Genomic DNA, 15756 nt, shown 5'->3' with positions numbered 1-15756 from the left:
GCGCATGATTTAAGACCTTGTGTGTTATTGTGTACCACATGTCGCCCCTCGCGTGTCCGAACTGTGAGCGCGGTATCGAGCGAGACGAGATCCGAGCCCGAACCGTCCCCCGATCCGACGGCATCCGGACGACCTACCGCTGTCCGTTCTGCCGCGGGAACTTCGATACCGTCGCGGAGCTCCTGTGAGCCGCGTCCCGAACGCCTTTTGCCCTCACCGCGATAGGGGACGGTGGGGCACGTAGCTCAGTTCGGACAGAGCGTCTGGCTTCTAACCAGAAGCGCGGGGGTTCGAATCCCTCCGTGCCCGTCCGTCTTTTTCCTCGTCGGGTTTCCTCGCTCACTGCGTTCGCTGCGGGAACCACTCCTCGCAAAAACACGGGAGAAAAACTCCCGGTCGCCTCCGGTGACCGGTGAAACTCGCACTTCGCGCGAGTACGCGTTCCACTGCCTCACCACGCCCCACCACGCGCCGCCTCCGTCGTTCACTTTCCCATCTCCCCATCCCGCGCTTCGGCGTCCTTTTCACCGCGCTCCCCGTGGCGTCGCGCATGAACACGACCCACGTCCTCGCGGCCCTCATCGTCGGTATCGCGACCGGCTTCGTCTTCGCCGGTCTCCGCGTCCCGCTCCCCGCGCCGCCGTCGCTCCCGGGTATCGTCGGCATCGTCGGCATCTACGTCGGCTACCGTATCGTTGAGGCTACCGGAGTCGGCTTCGACCTCCTGAGTTGGCTCGGCCTCGGCTGACCGCAGCGAAGCGGTAGCGAGGCTTTTCACCCCGTCGCGCCTTCGTTCACCCATGTCCGAACAGCGTTCTCTCCTCACCCGCGCGCTCTGGTTCGTCGCCGTCGGCTGGTGGGCGACGCCCGCCCTCGTGAACATCGCGTGGTTCTGCAACGCCACCATCGTCGGCATCCCCATCGGGATCGCGCTCATCAACCTCGTCCCGACCGCGCTGACGCTGCAGGAACCCCGCGACCTCGACGCCGACGGCGGCAGCCAGCACGGCCTCGCGCTGCGCGCCGTCTACTTCGTCCTCGTCGGCTGGTGGGCGAGTTTCCTCTGGGCCAACCTCGCGGCGTTCTTCGCGGTCACGATCGTCGGCCTCCCCGTCGCCATCTGGATGTTCCACCGCCTCCCCTACGTCACCTCGCTCTACCGGCTCTGACGCCGCGTCACCGCGCCGGGCGCCAACACGCGCGGCGGTTCATGCCGCCGGCGTTCGCCCGCCCCGAGCACCCGTCCTCTCCCGCCGGATGCTTGGCTTTAAATCGCCGTCGCGGCTACTTCCGACCATGACTGTCATCGGTATCGTCGGCCTCCCGGGGAGCGGGAAGAGCGAGGCGGCGGCGGTCGCCGAGGAGCTCGACGTCCCCGTGGTGACGATGGGCGACGTCATCCGCGCGGCCTGCGAGGACCGCGGACTCGACCCGGCGACCCACCACGGCGAGGTGGCGCGCGCGCTCCGCGAGGAGGGCGGCGTCGACGCCATCGCTGAGCGCTCCCTCCCGATCATCGAGGACGCCCTCGACGGGAACGACGTCGTGCTCGTCGACGGCATCCGCTCGGACGCGGAGGTCGAGCGCTTCGAGGCGGCCTTCGGCGACGACTTCCTGCTCGTCGAGGTCCACGCGCCCTTCGAACTCCGCCGCGAGCGCCTCGGCGTGCGCGGGCGCGACGCGACGAAGGAGGAGGGGGGTGAGAGCCTCGAAGAGCGCGACGAGCGCGAGCGCGGCTTCGGCATGGACACGGCGATGGCGGCGGCGGACGTCACCATCGAGAACACGGGCACGCTGTCGGCGTTCCACGACCGCGTGCGCGAGCTCATCGAGGAGGCGGGGGCGTGAGCGTCGTCTACAGCGTCGACGTCGAGATCCGCGCGCCCGTCCGGCCCACGGAGGTCCCGGATCGCGTCGCGCGCGCCGTCGAGGCGCTCTTTCCGACCGCCGAGATCGAGATCGGCCCGGACGAGGTCGTGGCGACGACGCACGATCTCGAAGGGTTCCGCGAGGCGCTCTTCGAACAGCGCATCCTCGACACCGCGCGCTCGGCGTTCCTCGACGGACGCGACGACGTGGAGGACGCGGACGGCTTCGCCTTCGACTTGAAGAAGCAGGCGGCCTTCCGCGGCGTCGTGAACTTCTCCGTGGGGAGCGCGGCGGAACTCGGCGACGTTCACGTGGAGGTGACGGTGCGCGAGCCGTCGGTCGACGAGTTCGTCGCGTACCTCGCGCCGGAGACGGCGGAGGGCGACCCCATCGAGGACGTGGAGGGCGTCGGCGACGACGCCGAGTAGTCAGACGAGCACCTGCACGACGGCGAAGAGGACGACGACGCCGAGGACGTCACAGACGTTCGTCACCACGGGAATGACGACGTCGTCGGGGTCGAGGCGGAGGCGATAGGCGGCGTACGTCGCGGTGATCGTGACACCGACCGCGAGGAGCGCGAGCGCGGCTCCCGAGGCGAACGAGACGGCGACGACGGTCCACACGGGGAGGTCCGGGTGCGTGCCCGTGAGGCCGGTGGCGGCCCACGCGCCCGCGCCGACGACCGGGAAGAGGGTGAGCGCGAGCGTCACGGTGGCGAGCGCGTTGCCGGCGAGGTCGTCGTCCGTCGGCGCGAAGGAGAGGGTCCCGAGGTGCATCGCGGTGGAGAGCCGCGAGGCGAGGATGCTCCCCAGGTTCCCCGCGGTTCCGATCGTGACGGGGACGAGCACGAGGAGGCTCGGGTAGCGATAGAGCGTTGCCTCGAACGTCCCGAGGACGAGGCCGCTGCCGATCTCGACGGCCGTGAGGCCGAGCAGGACGGGTAGCGTCGCGCGCGTGATCGCGGACACGGTCCACTCCTCGGGCATCTAGGCCACCCCCAGCACGACCTCGACGCCGACGACGAGGAAGGCGAGGCCGAAGACGTCCCCGATGGTCGTGACGAGGGGGCCGACGAGCGCGTCCGGGTTGTACCCCCGGCGGAAGCCGACGAAGACGACGGCGACGACGGCCCCGGTGAGGACGATCCCGGAGAGGAGGCCGGCGACGAGTGCGACGGCGACGAGCGTCCCGAGCCCCGCGACCGTGCGGCCGAGCGCGAGGAGAACGCAGAACGCCAGTGCCGCCGCGAACGCGGAGGCGACGAGGCCGTTGGCCATCGCGGCCGCGCCGGCGGCGACGAGTCGGTCGTCGGCCTCGAACTCCGCTTCGATGAGCCCCTGGTGGAGGCCGGTGGCGAGGCGCGCACCGAGCGACCCGTAGACGTTCCCGCGGGTGGCGAGCAGCGCGGGGACGCAGACGAGGAGGCCGGGGACGAGGCGTAACTCGGCGCGCATCCCGCCGAGGACGACGCCGGCGAAGAGGCCCCCGAGCGTGCTCGCGACGAGCGCCGGTACGGCCTCCCGATAGGCGTCGGCGGCGACGTCGCGGATGCTCATACCGACACCAGACGCGGCGGCCGGTAAAATACCCCGGCCGTCGCGCGCCTCACCGGTCGGTGACGAGCAGCACCCCGGCCGCGACGGCGGCGACGGCGAGTGCGACCCAGAGCACGCCGAACGCGGCCCGGAACCCGGCGTAGGTGGAGACAACGCCGACGACGCCCGGCGCGATCGCGCCCGCGCCCATCAGGACGGTGCGGACGACGCCGAGGCCGCCGCCCGAGACGTCCGCGGGGAGGAGCGCCATCAGGTACGCGCCCCTGACCGGTCGGAAGCCGTGACTCCCGAGGCCGAAGACGACGACCACGCCGACGAGCGTGACGATCCCGGCCCCGCCGCCGACGGCGATGAGCGCGAGCAGGCCGACGGTGGCGACGGCGAGCGTGGCGACGATCACGCGGAGCGCGCCGATCCGGTCCGCGAGGTCGCCCGTGACGGTCTGCACGAGGCTGACGACGAACAGGCTCCCGTAGACGGCGCTCGCGGTCGCCGGCGTGAGACCCGCGGTTTCGAGGTAGCGCGGGAGGAACGCGACGACGCCGTTGTACGCGAAGGAGAAGCCGACGGTGACGAGGACGAACCCCGCGAACGCCGGCCGGCGGAAGAGCGCGGCGTAGCGACGGAGCGGGACGCGCTCGTCGTCCCCGTCGTCGCGCTCGGGTTCGCGCGCGCCCAGCCAGCGATGGGCGAGGACGGCGAGTGAGAGCCCGAGCAGCCCGCCCGCGAGGAAGACGGCGTGCCACGTGACGCGCGGGCTCGTGAGGCAGAACGCGACGGCGGCGGGGGCGGCGACGCCCGCGAGCGCCCCCGCGGTGTCGAGGACGCCGAGCGCGCGGCCCGGACGCTCCGTGTAGACGGTCGAGAGCAGGCCGATGGCGACGGTCTTGTGGACGCCCGTGCCGACGCCGACGAGGACCATGGCGCCGACGAGGACGACGAAGGGCGCGTCGAGCGAGAGCGCGAGCGCGGCGACGCCCGCGACGGCCGCGCCCGCGGTGATGACGACCGACGCCCCGATCCGATCGGCGATCGCACCCGCGGGGAACTGCAACAGCGCGTAGACGAGCAACATCGCGGTGAACGCAAGCCCGAGCGTCGCGTCCGTGACGCCGTAGCGCGTGCTCAGCTCCGGGAAGAGCGGCGGGAACGCGTACCGGAGGAACTTCGCGAGGAACCAGATCGCCGCCGTCGCCGCGAGGGCGTCCAGCGAGCGGAGGCGTCGGCGCACATGGGAGGTGTGACCGGCCGGCACAAAAGCGCTTCAGCTTCTAGTCGCCGAACGGGCCCATCCCGCCCATGCCACCGCCACCGCCGCCGCCACCGCCCTGCATCTTCTGCATCATCCGCTGCATGTCGCCGTCGCCCATCCCCTGGAACTGCTTCATCGTCCGCGCCATCATCTTGTGCTGTTCGAGGAGTTCGCGGACCGTCTCCTCGCCCTGCCCCGAGCCCTTGGCGATGCGGCGGATCTGGGAGGCACCGATCGAGCGCGGGTTCTCCAGCTCCTCGTCGGTCATCGAGTCCATGACGACCTCGAAGTTCCGCATCCGGTCCTGGGTGACGTCCATCGCGTCGTCGGGGAGCTGATCCATGAGGCCGCCGCCCACCCCCGGGATCATGTCCATCACCTGATCGAGGGGCCCCATGTTGCTCATCGCGCTCATCTGCCGCTGCATGTCCTTGAGGGTGAACTCCCCCTTCAGCATGTCCTCGGGGTCCCAGTCCTCTTCCTCTTCGGCCTGGGTCTCCTCCATCGCGCGCTCGACGCGCTCGGTGAGCTGCTTGAGGTCGCCCATCCCCAGCAGTCGGGAGATGAAGCCGTCGGGCTCGAAGCGCTCGATGTCCTGGACCGTCTCGCCGGAGCCGAGGAAGGCGATGGTCGAGTCGGTCTCGTTGACGGCGGTCAGCGCGCCCCCGCCCTTCGCGGTCCCGTCGAGCTTCGTGATGACGACGCCGTCGATGCCCACGGAGTCCTCGAACTGCTGGGCCTGGTCCTTCGCGCCCTGACCGATCGCGGCGTCGAGGACGAGGAGCGAGCGGTCCGGCTGGACCGTCGCCTCGATCTCCTCGATCTCGTCGATGAGATCGGCTTCGAGGGCGTGTCGCCCCGCGGTGTCGACGATGCGCACATCGGCGTCCTCGGTCGCTTCGAGTCCCTCGCGCGCGATCTTGACGGGGTCGTCCTCGTCGGGATCGCCGTAGAAGTCGACCTCCGCGCGCTCGCACATCTGCTCGGCCTGCTCGTAGGCCCCGGGGCGGAAGGTGTCGGTCTGGATGACGGCGGGTCGGAGCCCCTTCTTCGAGAACCACCACGCCATCTTCGCGGCGGTGGTGGTCTTCCCCGACCCCTGGAGGCCGGCGAGCATGATCGTCTGCTCCTCCAAGGGGAGCTCGGTGGATTCGCCGACGAGGTCGACGAGCTCCTCGTAGACGATGCGCAGGACGTGATCGCGCGCGGTCGTGCCGCCCGGCGGCTCCTCCTCCAGGGCGCGCTCCTTGATCGAGTCCGAGAGGGCCATCACGAGCGAGACGTCGACGTCGGCCTGCAGCAAGGAGCGCTGGATCTCCTTGACGACCTCCTCGACGTCTTCCTCATCGATGCGGGACTTCCCCCGGAGCGAATCGAGCGTGCCCCTGAGCGAACTCCCGAGGTCGTCGAGTACCATTTGGCCCACGTAGGGGCCGCAGACGCATTAAAGCACTTATCGCCCTATGTAAACTACCCCGCCCTACTCGCTCCCTCGGGCCTTGCGGCCCTCGGTCACTGCTTGAGGACGGGGCTTTACCGCACCGATATTGTGCCCCGCGACCCCATGCGTGGACGCGGCCCAGCTTCCTCTTTCCGTCCTGCCGACGGCGTGGGTGCATTAATGATGCCTCCCACTTCGACCGCCGACGAGGATTGTCCCGCCGATTTAATTCCCGGTGTTCTCGCGCTCTCCCCTCAATCGAGGGACGGGGGTCCACCCCGTTCGCAGTCGTCGTTCCCGAGTATAGGGTGCGGGAGTACCGCACCACAGGCGTCGGTCTACTGGCGACGCCTACCGACCCCGACGTGTGCGAGGACGGCAGTACCACAGGATACGGCGCGGGCGGTCTTAAAGGCGCGCGAACGCCCTTCCTCTCCGCCCTACTCGCTTCGCTCGTTGAGGACGGAGCCTCCGCGCTACCGATTGCTGAAGCCGGGAGATACGGTCGCTCGCGTGACACGCCGTCACGGCGCGTCGACGTCGACGCCGCGTTCGGCGAGGCGCTCGAAGAACGCGTCCGCGTCGAGCTCGGGCACGTCGTGTTCGGCGGCGTCCTCGCGCTTGGTCGCGCCCGGGTTCGACCCGACGACGAGGTAGTCCGTGTTCGACGAGACCGACGACGTCGCCGTCGCTCCGTGTCGCTCCACGAGGTCCTGTAGCTCGCCGCGAGTCCACCCCTCGACGCTCCCCGTGAAGACGTACGTCTCCCCGCCGAGCTCGTCGCCGGCGTCCGCCGCCTCGGGTGCGTCGGGCTCGCCGAGCCGGGACTCGTCGCGCAGGCGCTCGATGACGCGGCGGTTGCGCTCGTTGTCGCGGAACTCCGCGATGTGCGCGGCGACGGTCGGTCCGACGCCCTCGACGGCCTCGTAGTCGTCCCGCTCCGCGTCGAGGAACGCATCGAGGTCACCGAAGTGAGCCGCGAGGTCGGCGGCGACGGTCGGCCCGATCTCGGGGATCCCGATGGCGGCGAGGAAGTCACCGAGCGGCGGGTGACGCGCGGCGTCGAGCTCCGCCCGGAGGTTCCGAGCGCTCGTCTCGCCCCACCCCGCCAGCTCGGCCAGCGTCTCCACCTCGACGTCGTAGAGGTCCGCGACGTCGTCCGCCACGAGCCCCGCCTCGACGAGCTGTTCGGCCGCGGCCTCGCCCACGCCCTCGATGTCGAGCACGTCCGTGAAGTAGGCCAGCGCGTGGACGAGCTGGGCGTCACAGGCGAGCCCGCCCGTGCAGAAGGCGATCGGGCCGTCGCGCTCGACGTCGCTCCCGCAGACCGGGCACGACTCGGGGAAGTCGAAGGTCCCCTCGCTGCGCTTCTCCACCACCTCGTCGACGTACGGGATGACGTCGCCGGCGCGTTCGATCCGCACCTCGTCCCCGACGTTCACGCCCAGTTCGTCGATCTCCTCGGGGTTGTGGAGGCTCGCGCGCGACACCGTGACGCCGCCGACCTCGACGGGTTCGAGGAGCGCGACCGGGGTGAGACGACCCGTTCGGCCGACCTGCACGACGACGTCCGTGATCGTCGTCACCTCCGTGCGCGCCGGGAACTTGTAGGCGTACGCCCACCGGTAGTGTCGGGCCGTGGTGCCGAGGCGCTCGCACTGCGCGCGGTCGTCGACTTTCAACACCGTCCCGTCGATCTCGTAGTTCAGCTCCTCGCGCTCCGCCCGCAGCGCGTCCCGGTAGTCGATGGCCGCCTCGACGTCCGCGACGCGGCGATCCCGGTCGTTCGTCTTCAGCCCCCACTCGGGGAAGCGACCGAGTTCGCCCCAGTGGGTGTCGAGGCCGTCGATCCCGGCGTCGAGTCCGCCCGCGGAGGCCGACGATCGCTCGCGGAGCGCGTCGAGCAGCGCCTCGACGTTCGTGCCGCTACCGTTCCACGCCGCGCGGACGGCGTCGTCACCGCCGTCGTCGCTGCTACCGCCGTCACCCGACGCGTCCGCGTCCCACGCCGCGAGCACGTCGTAGAAGAAACAATCGAGCGGTCGCTCGGCCGTCACCGAGGGGTCGAGCTGTCTGAGCGTGCCGGCGGCGGCGTTCCGGGGGTTGGCGAAGGGGTCGTCCCCGCGCTCGACGCGCTCGCGGTTATACTGTTGGAAGGCGTCGCGCGGGATGTACACCTCGCCCCTGACGACGAGGACGTCCGGGTGGTCGCCGCGTAGGCGCTGGGGGACGGACTCGATCGTCCGGACGTTCCCCGTGACGTCCTCGCCGGTCTCGCCGTCGCCGCGCGTCGCCGCGCGCTCGTAGCGCCCGTCGACGTAGACGACCTCGACGGAGAGCCCGTCGAACTTCGGCTCACAGACGTAGGCGACCTCGGCCCCGCCGAGGTCGCGCCGGACGCGCCGATCGAACTCTCGGACGTCCGCGGCGTCGCCGCTGGAGTCGATGGAGAACAGCGGCGCGACGTGCTCGACGGTCCCGAGCTCGTCGACGGGTTCGCCGCCCACGCGCTGGGTGGGAGAGCCCTCGCGTTCGAGGTCGAACGCGTCCTCCAGTTCGCGCAGGCGCTCGAACAGTCGATCGTAGGCCCGATCGCCGATCACGGGGTCGTTCAGGACGTAGTACCGGTAATCGTGGAACCGAACGGCCTCGCGGAGGCGCTCGGCCTGCGCGCGCGCGTCGGCCTCGTCGAGCGCCTCGACGTCGCGGAAGTCGAGGGCGGGATCGGTGACGTAGGGGTTGTCGTCGGCCACCTCGTCCGCGCCGTCGAGGTCGGTGCCTGGCATACCCGCGGTGTCGCCGCGCGGCCCCGTAAAGCACTCGGGCGCGAGTACCAGCGGATTTTGCCGTAACTCGCGCGCATATCCCGCTGGGGAAATATGCATATGGTACATGAGCGACGAGGACGACCGGCGGTTCGACACCCGGACCGTCCACGCCGGCCAGGAGTCCGCGGACCCCGCGACCGGCGCCCGGGCACCCCCGATCTATCAGACGACCTCCTACGTCTTCGACGACGCAGACCACGCGGCCGACCTCTACGCCCTCGACGCGGAGGGTGACGTCTACTCCCGCATTAGCAACCCGACCGTCGAGATGCTGGAGGAGCGCCTCGCCAGCCTCGCCGGCGGCGCGGGCGCCGTGGCGACCGCGTCCGGGATGGCGGCCTTCGACGCCGCGACGTTCGTCCTCGCCGAAGCCGGCGCCAACGTCGTCTCGTCGTCCGCCATCTACGGCGGCACTCGAACCTACCTCACCGGCACCGCGGGCCGGCGCGGCATCGAGGCTCGGTTCGTGGACACGCTGGACGTCGAGGCGTACGCCGAAGCGATCGACGAGGACACCGCGTTCGTCCACCTGGAGACGATCGGCAACCCCGCGCTCGTCGTCCCCGACATCGAGGCGATCGCCGACGTCGCCCACGCGCACGACACGCCGCTGTTCGTCGACAACACCTTCGCCACGCCCGCGCTCTGTCGCCCGCTCGAACACGGCGCCGACATCGTCTGGCACTCCACGACGAAGTGGCTCCACGGCTCCGGCACGACCCTCGGCGGCGTCGTCATCGATGGCGGGAACTTCGAGTGGGACCCTGAGGACTACCCCGAGATCGCTGGCGACAACCCCGCCTACCACGGCCTCAATCTCTCGGAGCGCTTCCCCGACGCCCCGATGGCCGCCGCGACCCGACTCCGCGGCATCCGCACGCTCGGCAACTCCCAGAGTCCCTTCGACGCGTGGCAGACGATGCAGGGATTGGAGACGCTCGGCCTCCGCATCGAGCGCCACTGTGAGAACGCGGCCCTCGTCGCCGAGTACCTCGACGACCACGACGACGTCGCCTGGGTCACCTATCCCGGCCTCCCGGACCACGAGACGTACGACAACGCGAAGGAGTACCTCGACGGCGGCTACGGCGGCATGATCACCTTCGGCCTCGAGGGCGGGTTCGAGGCCGGCAAGCGCTTCTGCGAGTCCACGGAGCTCGCCTCCTTCCTCGCCAACATCGGCGACGCGAAGACGCTCGTCATCCACCCCGCGAGCACCACGCACGCCCAGCTGAGCGAGGCCGAACAGCGCTCCTCCGGCGTCACGCCCGACATGATCCGGCTCTCCGTCGGCATCGAGGACCCCGCGGACGTCCTCGCCGACCTCGACCGGGCCATCGCGGAGGCGACGCGATGAGCCGCGGCCGCCGCGAGGACGTCGTGAACGTCGGCTCGTTCGCGTTCGAGCGCGGCGGCGAACTCGACCTCGACGTCGCCTATGCGGCGTACGGCGACCCCACGGACCCCACCGTCCTCGTCTGTCACGCGCTGACCGGCAGCCAGTACGTCGCCGGCCCCGCCCCCGAGGGCGTCAGCGGCCAAGCGGCGGGCTGGTGGGACGCCCTCGTCGGCCCCGGCAAACCCATCGACACCCGCGCCTACCACGTCGTCTGCGCGAACGTCCCGGGATCGTGCTACGGCACCACCGGCCCCGCGAGCGAGGGCCCCGACGGCGACCCCTACGGCCCCGACTTCCCCGCCGTGACGGTCGGCGACTGGACGCGCTCGCAGGCCCGCCTCCTCGACGCGCTCGGCGTGGACACGCTCTACGCCGTCGTCGGCGGCAGCGTCGGCGGCATGAACGTCATCGACTGGGCGAAGCGCTACCCCGAGCGCGTCGAGCGGATCGCCGCCATCGCCACCAGCCCCCGCCTCGACGCGCAGTGTCTCGGTCTCAACACCGCCGCCCGACGCGCCATCACGAGCGACGCGAACTACGGCGACGGCGACTACTACGGCGGCCCCGAACCCGACGAGGGACTCGCCGTCGCTCGCCGCATCGGTCACGTCATGTACCTCTCGAAGGCCTCGATGACCGACCGCTTCGACCGCCGCGTCGCCGAACGCCGCGCCGACGGCACCGACGACCCGACTGCCGCCGGGTTCCCCTATCGGGACGTCGCCTCCTACCTCGACTACAACGCCGAGCGCTTCACCGAGCGTTTCGACGCGAACAGCTACCTCTACCTCCTCCGCGCGCTCGACGAGTACGACCTCGCCGCGGACTACCCCTCTGACGCTGCCGCCCTCGCCGATTACGAGGGCGACGCCCTCGTCCTCTCGTTCACCGGTGACTGGCACTTCCCGCCCGAAGGCGGCGACGTCATCGCCGACGCCTTCGAGACCGGTCCCGGCGCCGCCGTCCACCGCGTCATCGAGAGCGACTACGGCCACGACGCCTTCCTCGTTGAACCCGACCGCGTCGGCCCGCCCGTCCGCACCCTCTTAGAGCGCGGTGCGAGCGCCGTCACCACCGACGCCGACCGGAACGCGACGCCCGACTACCCGCGGGTGTGCACGGGCCTCCTCCCCGATGCCTGAACAACGACCTTTTGCTGTGCGACGGCTTCGCCGTCGCTGGCAAAAGCTCGGCCAAAATATCCGCCCGGCCCCCGGGGGTCTTCGGACCTCGCGGCTTCGCCGCGAGTGAACCGCGCGACGGCCGGGTCTTTCGGACCGCTCGTCGCGCGGACGCTCTTTCGTAGCCTGTCCCGTTTTCGCCGTGGCCTAACGAACCACACGTATAGCGTTCGGCGACCGAGTGACTCGAAGAGCCCGGAAGGTCGCCGGTTCGCTCGCCGGAGGCGAGGCCGAAGAGGGTTCGAAGCACTCGACGACGGCTTTTGTCGTCAGAACGCCCCGCGTTCTGACTGAACAGTAGGAAGCTTCGCTTCCTACGGTGGCCGAGCTTTTGCCAGCGCAGAGCGCGCCGTTGGCGCGCTCAAGCGCGGCAAAAGGTCGTTTAGAGTAGGCCGTCCTCCTCGAAGACGCGCTTGAGCCGTCCCATCGTGGCGACGACGACGTCGCAGTGCGGACGGACGGCGGGCTTGGGGACGAAGCCGACGGCGGTGCCGGCGACCTTGAGCATGGGGAGGTCGTTGGCGCCGTCGCCGATTGCGATGGTGTCGTCCATGTCGGTGTTCGTCTCCATGCAGAGCGCTTCCAGGGCCTCGTCCTTCGTGCCCTCGATGAGCGGGCCGTCGGCGTCGCCGGTGAGGCGGCCGTCTTCGACGGGGAGTTCGTTGGCGACGACGTGATCGACCTCCGCGCGGTCGCGCTCCAGGGCGGCCTCGACGCCCGGCGTGAAGCCACCGGTGAGGATCGCGGTGGTGTGGCCGGCGTCGTTCAGCGCTTCGATGAGGTCGGCCGCGCCGGGGCGGAGGTACACCTGCTCGTAGGCGGCCTGCGCTTCGGCCTCGGGGAGCCCTTCGAGGAGCGCGGCGCGCTCGTAGAGCGATTCGGCGTACGAGAGCTCGCCGCGCATCGCGCGCGTCGTGATCTCCTCGATCTCCTCGGCGACGCCGTACTGCTCGCCGAGCAACACCATCATCTCCGAGTCCGAGAGCGTGCCGTCGAAGTCGAACGCGAACAGCGTCATGGTCCCCGTTCGCACGCCGCCGGCCAAGTGCGTTCCGTTCGCACACCGCGTTCCACACGAAACGAAGGGGTCATCCGATAGGGGGCGTGGCCGTGGACATCACGAGCGGTATATAGACGACACTACTCACGTCCGTGTACAGATTGGCCGGGTCGATCGGCGTCACGCGCCGCCGATGAGAAAAGCGTTAATGTGCCGCGCGGGTTTCCCCCGAACGTGAAGGTACTCGTCACGGACCCCATTGCGGACGCCGGCCTCGACACCCTCCGCGAGGCGGGCCACGAGGTCGAAACTGCCTACGACGTCGAGGGCGACGCCCTCCTCGACGCCGTCTCGGACGCGAACGCCCTCATCGTTCGCTCCGGAACCGACGTGACCGAGGCGGTCTTCGAGGCCGCGCCCGACCTCGTCATCGTCGGGCGCGCCGGCATCGGCGTCGACAACATCGACATCGACGCCGCGACCGAACACGGCGTCATCGTCGCCAACGCCCCCGAGGGCAACGTTCGCGCCGCCGCCGAGCACACCGTCGCCATGGCGTTCGCCGCCGCGCGCTCCATCCCGCAGGCCCACGTTCGTCTGAAGGAGGGCGAGTGGGCCAAGAGCGACTACCTCGGCACGGAGGTCAACGGCAAGACCCTCGGCGTCGTCGGTCTCGGCCGCGTCGGCCAGGAGGTGGCGAAGAAGCTCGCCTCCCTCGGCATGGACCTCGTCGCCTACGACCCCTACATCAGCGAGGAGCGCGCCGATCAGCTCGGAGCCGACCTCGTCGACCTCGAAGAGTGTCTCACCGTCGCGGACTTCCTCACCGTCCACGTCCCGCTCACGGCCGAGACGGAGGGGCTCATCGACGAGGACGCCCTCGCCAACCTCGAAGGCGGCTACCTCGTCAACTGCGCGCGCGGCGGCGTCGTCGACGAGGAGGCCCTCGCCGAGGCCGTCTCTGACGGCGTCATGAAGGGCGCCGCGGTCGATGTCTTCGCCGAGGAACCCCTCTCCGAGGACTCGCCGCTGCTCGACGTCGACGACATCGTCGTCACGCCCCACCTCGGCGCATCCACGGAGGCCGCCCAAGAGCACGTCGCCGTCTCGACGGCCGAGCAGGTCGTCGCCGCGTTCAACGACGAACCCGTTCTCAACGCGCTGAACGCGCCGTCCGTCGACGAATCGGCGTTCCCGCGGATCGAGCCCTACATCGATCTCACGGAGACCGCGGGGAAGGTCGCGGCGCAGCTCTTCGGCGAGCGAATCGAACGCATCGAAGTCTCCTACGCCGGCGACATCGCCGCCGAGGACGTCGATCTCGTCACCGCGAGCGCGCAAAAGGGCGTCTTCGAGCCCCTCGAATGGAACGTCAACGCCGTCAACGCCCCGCGCGTCGCCGAGGAACGCGGGATCGAGGTCACGGAGACGAAGACCCGTTCCTCCGCGGACTTCCAGAGCCTCGTCACCGTCACGGTCGGCGACGGCGAGGCGGAACTCTCCGTCTCCGGCACGCTGTTCGCCGGCGACGACCCCCGCCTCGTCTCCATCGACGGCTACCGCGTCGACGCCATCCCGCACGGCCACATGCTCGTCGCACGCAACCGCGACGAACCCGGCGTCATCGGCTTCATCGGGACGGTGCTCGGCGAGTACGACGTCAACATCGCTGGCATGTTCAACGCCCGCGAGACGGACGGCGGCGAAGCCCTCACCGTCTACAACCTCGACGAGGGGCTGCCCGAAGCCGCCCGCGCGGAACTCGAAGGCGACACGCGCATCACCGAGATCACGGAGATCGAACTGAACGGGACGTAGACCCCCTCCAATCGAGCGGTCGATCGCCGCTCCCGACTCCGTCACGCACTTCTCGCCGTCTCTGTTCTCGCCGCCTCTATCAGCTCACAGCGCGTCCAGCACGCCGTCCGCGTCCGCGGGGACGGGCGTCGTGTCGCCGCCGGCCGCGGCCGCCGCGTCCGGGTCCTTCAGCAGGTGCCCGGTCGTGAGACAGACGACCTGCTCGTCCGCGCCGATCTCGCCCCGTTCGCTGAGCTTCCGTAACCCCGCGACGGACGCCGCGGAGGCCGGCTCGACGCCGACGCCGTCGCGCGCGAGCGAGCGCTGGGCGTCCGTGATCTCGTCGTCCGAGACCGCGACCGCCGTGCCGCCCGTCGCTCGGATCCCCGGCAGGGCCTTCGGCGCGTTCACGGGGTTGCCGATCCGGATCGCGGTCGCGCGCGTCTCGACGTCGTCCCAGCGTCGCACCTCGTCGTTCCCCTCGCGCACCGCCTCCACCATCGGCGCCGCGCCCTCGGCTTGGACGCCCGTGAGCGCCGGCATCTCCGCTTCGTCCATCGCGCCGGCGGCGACGAGCTCGCGGAAACACTTGTAGAGCGCCGCGGTGTTGCCCGCATTACCCACAGGAAGGACGATCCGATCCGGCCACTCGCCCGTCGCCTCGCGCGACTGTTCGAGGATCTCGAGGCCGATCGTCTTCTGCCCCTCCAGCCGGAAGGGGTTGATCGAGTTGAGGAGGTAGACCTCGCCGCGGTCGGCGAGCTCGGCGACGACGTCCAGACACGCGTCGAAGTTGCCGTCGACTTCGAGGATCCGCGCCCCGTGGAGCGCCGCCTGCGCGATCTTGCCAGCCGCGACCTTCCCCGCGGGCAGGAGGACGAGCACCTCGGTGTCCGCGCGCGCGCCGTAACACGCGAGCGCCGCCGACGTGTTCCCCGTCGACGCGCACGCCAGGCGATCGACGCCGAGGCGCTCCGCGACCTTCACGCCGACCGTCATCCCGCGGTCCTTGAACGCGCCCGTCGGGTTCATCCCCTCGTGTTTCACGCGGACGTCCGCGACGTCGACGCCCGCCTCGATCTCCGGGACCGTGTACAACGGCGTGTTCCCCTCCTGGATCGAGACGCCCGTCGGGAGCGGGAGCGCGTCGGCGTAGCGCCAGACGCCGGTCCCCTCGAAGTCGTCGAACGTCGGATACTCCGCGTACCGCACCTCAAGGAGACCGCCGCAGTCCGGACACCGGTAGACGACGTCGTCGTAGGGTGCGACCGTCTCGCTACACGCCACGCACGCCAGCCAGACCCCGTCGGTCTCCGCCGCCGGCGTCTCGCCGCCGAGTTCCAGATCGACCATACCGGATGTCACACCCGAACGACCATATAGGGGACGGAGACGGGCCGTCCGAACGCTTAGGTGGCCCCCCGACCGAC

15 protein-coding genes and 1 tRNA gene are annotated in these 15756 nt (G+C 70.3%); 9 read left to right on the top strand and 7 right to left on the bottom strand.

The features are described from left to right. Positions 1 to 38 precede the first annotated feature (38 nt). From J2754_RS11545 to J2754_RS11520, 6 genes are all read left to right on the top strand, one after another. A complete protein-coding gene (locus J2754_RS11545; protein WP_188876268.1) occupies positions 39 to 188 on the top strand; it encodes a hypothetical protein in 150 nt (49 codons plus the stop codon). Positions 189 to 234: 46 nt separating this feature from the next. Further along, positions 235 to 309, top strand: a tRNA-Arg gene (locus tag J2754_RS11540). Positions 310 to 550: 241 nt separating this feature from the next. Beyond that, positions 551 to 748: a XapX domain-containing protein gene (locus J2754_RS11535; RefSeq protein ID WP_211087519.1), complete on the top strand. Its 198-nt coding sequence runs from the start codon at positions 551 to 553 to the stop codon at positions 746 to 748. 52 nt (positions 749 to 800) lie between these two features. Further along, positions 801 to 1169 (top strand): YccF domain-containing protein, encoded by a 369-nt coding sequence (locus J2754_RS11530; protein ID WP_211087518.1) that lies wholly within the window; start codon positions 801 to 803, stop codon positions 1167 to 1169. 127 nt (positions 1170 to 1296) lie between these two features. Then, positions 1297 to 1848, top strand: a complete 552-nt coding sequence (locus tag J2754_RS11525) for an AAA family ATPase (RefSeq protein WP_211087517.1) — start codon at positions 1297 to 1299, stop codon at positions 1846 to 1848. Beyond that, on the top strand, positions 1845 to 2297 hold the full coding sequence (locus J2754_RS11520; RefSeq protein ID WP_188876272.1) for an RNA-binding domain-containing protein: 453 nt from the start codon (positions 1845 to 1847) through the stop codon (positions 2295 to 2297). Before J2754_RS11525 ends, J2754_RS11520 begins: the two co-directional genes overlap by 4 nt. Here J2754_RS11520 and J2754_RS11515 read toward each other — a convergent pair whose 3' ends face one another. From J2754_RS11515 to ligA, 5 genes are all read right to left on the bottom strand, one after another. Next, the gene (locus J2754_RS11515) at positions 2298 to 2858 is read right to left on the bottom strand and encodes a magnesium transporter (protein WP_188876273.1); all 561 of its coding nucleotides are present in this window, start codon (positions 2856 to 2858) and stop codon (positions 2298 to 2300) included. It abuts the gene before it with no gap. After that, positions 2859 to 3428: a magnesium transporter gene (locus J2754_RS11510; RefSeq protein WP_188876274.1), complete on the bottom strand. Its 570-nt coding sequence runs from the start codon at positions 3426 to 3428 to the stop codon at positions 2859 to 2861. It abuts the gene before it with no gap. 49 nt (positions 3429 to 3477) lie between these two features. Beyond that, positions 3478 to 4659, bottom strand: a complete 1182-nt coding sequence (locus tag J2754_RS11505; protein ID WP_188876275.1) for an MFS transporter — start codon at positions 4657 to 4659, stop codon at positions 3478 to 3480. A 40-nt stretch (positions 4660 to 4699) separates the two neighbouring features. After that, positions 4700 to 6097, bottom strand: a complete 1398-nt coding sequence (locus J2754_RS11500) for a signal recognition particle protein Srp54 (protein WP_211087516.1) — start codon at positions 6095 to 6097, stop codon at positions 4700 to 4702. Positions 6098 to 6645: 548 nt separating this feature from the next. Further along, positions 6646 to 8907: an NAD-dependent DNA ligase LigA gene (ligA, locus tag J2754_RS11495; RefSeq protein ID WP_211087515.1), complete on the bottom strand. Its 2262-nt coding sequence runs from the start codon at positions 8905 to 8907 to the stop codon at positions 6646 to 6648. A gap of 106 nt (positions 8908 to 9013) precedes the next feature. Here ligA and J2754_RS11490 point away from each other — a divergent pair, with 106 nt between their 5' ends. Continuing rightward, positions 9014 to 10306, top strand: a complete 1293-nt coding sequence (locus J2754_RS11490; RefSeq protein WP_211087514.1) for an O-acetylhomoserine aminocarboxypropyltransferase/cysteine synthase family protein — start codon at positions 9014 to 9016, stop codon at positions 10304 to 10306. Further along, complete coding sequence (gene metX, locus J2754_RS11485) at positions 10303 to 11490, top strand: homoserine O-acetyltransferase MetX (protein ID WP_211087513.1); 1188 nt, start codon at positions 10303 to 10305, stop codon at positions 11488 to 11490. Before J2754_RS11490 ends, metX begins: the two co-directional genes overlap by 4 nt. A gap of 421 nt (positions 11491 to 11911) precedes the next feature. Here the strand turns inward: metX and serB are convergent, their stop codons facing one another. Next, positions 11912 to 12547, bottom strand: coding sequence for a phosphoserine phosphatase SerB (gene serB, locus J2754_RS11480; protein ID WP_211087512.1), 636 nt, complete (start codon positions 12545 to 12547; stop codon positions 11912 to 11914). Positions 12548 to 12763: 216 nt separating this feature from the next. Between serB and serA the strand changes: the two genes are divergently transcribed. Further along, positions 12764 to 14347, top strand: a complete 1584-nt coding sequence (gene serA, locus J2754_RS11475; protein WP_211087511.1) for a phosphoglycerate dehydrogenase — start codon at positions 12764 to 12766, stop codon at positions 14345 to 14347. Positions 14348 to 14431: 84 nt separating this feature from the next. Here serA and thrC read toward each other — a convergent pair whose 3' ends face one another. After that, positions 14432 to 15679, bottom strand: coding sequence for a threonine synthase (thrC, locus tag J2754_RS11470; protein WP_211087510.1), 1248 nt, complete (start codon positions 15677 to 15679; stop codon positions 14432 to 14434). Positions 15680 to 15756: the final 77 nt, after the last annotated feature.

Origin of the sequence: Halarchaeum nitratireducens (assembly GCF_017874695.1) — an archaeon.
Taxonomy (GTDB): Archaea; Halobacteriota; Halobacteria; order Halobacteriales; family Halobacteriaceae; genus Halarchaeum; species Halarchaeum nitratireducens.
Note: the sequence above shows the minus strand (reverse complement) of the source record. Positions and strands in the feature narration are given on the sequence as shown.

What these genes read in the sequence shown, in the direction of transcription:
- J2754_RS11490 (WP_211087514.1), top strand. Translation starts at nt 9,014, where the DNA reads ATGAGCGACGAGGACGACCGGCGGTTCGACACCCGGACCGTCCACGCC.
- metX (WP_211087513.1), top strand. Translation starts at nt 10,303, where the DNA reads ATGAGCCGCGGCCGCCGCGAGGACGTCGTGAACGTCGGCTCGTTCGCG.
- J2754_RS11510 (WP_188876274.1), bottom strand. Translation starts at nt 3,428, where the DNA reads ATGAGCATCCGCGACGTCGCCGCCGACGCCTATCGGGAGGCCGTACCG.
- J2754_RS11525 (WP_211087517.1), top strand. Translation starts at nt 1,297, where the DNA reads ATGACTGTCATCGGTATCGTCGGCCTCCCGGGGAGCGGGAAGAGCGAG.
- J2754_RS11545 (WP_188876268.1), top strand. Translation starts at nt 39, where the DNA reads ATGTCGCCCCTCGCGTGTCCGAACTGTGAGCGCGGTATCGAGCGAGAC.
- ligA (WP_211087515.1), bottom strand. Translation starts at nt 8,907, where the DNA reads ATGCCAGGCACCGACCTCGACGGCGCGGACGAGGTGGCCGACGACAAC.
- serB (WP_211087512.1), bottom strand. Translation starts at nt 12,547, where the DNA reads ATGACGCTGTTCGCGTTCGACTTCGACGGCACGCTCTCGGACTCGGAG.
- J2754_RS11515 (WP_188876273.1), bottom strand. Translation starts at nt 2,858, where the DNA reads ATGCCCGAGGAGTGGACCGTGTCCGCGATCACGCGCGCGACGCTACCC.
- J2754_RS11530 (WP_211087518.1), top strand. Translation starts at nt 801, where the DNA reads ATGTCCGAACAGCGTTCTCTCCTCACCCGCGCGCTCTGGTTCGTCGCC.
- J2754_RS11535 (WP_211087519.1), top strand. Translation starts at nt 551, where the DNA reads ATGAACACGACCCACGTCCTCGCGGCCCTCATCGTCGGTATCGCGACC.
- J2754_RS11500 (WP_211087516.1), bottom strand. Translation starts at nt 6,097, where the DNA reads ATGGTACTCGACGACCTCGGGAGTTCGCTCAGGGGCACGCTCGATTCG.
- thrC (WP_211087510.1), bottom strand. Translation starts at nt 15,679, where the DNA reads ATGGTCGATCTGGAACTCGGCGGCGAGACGCCGGCGGCGGAGACCGAC.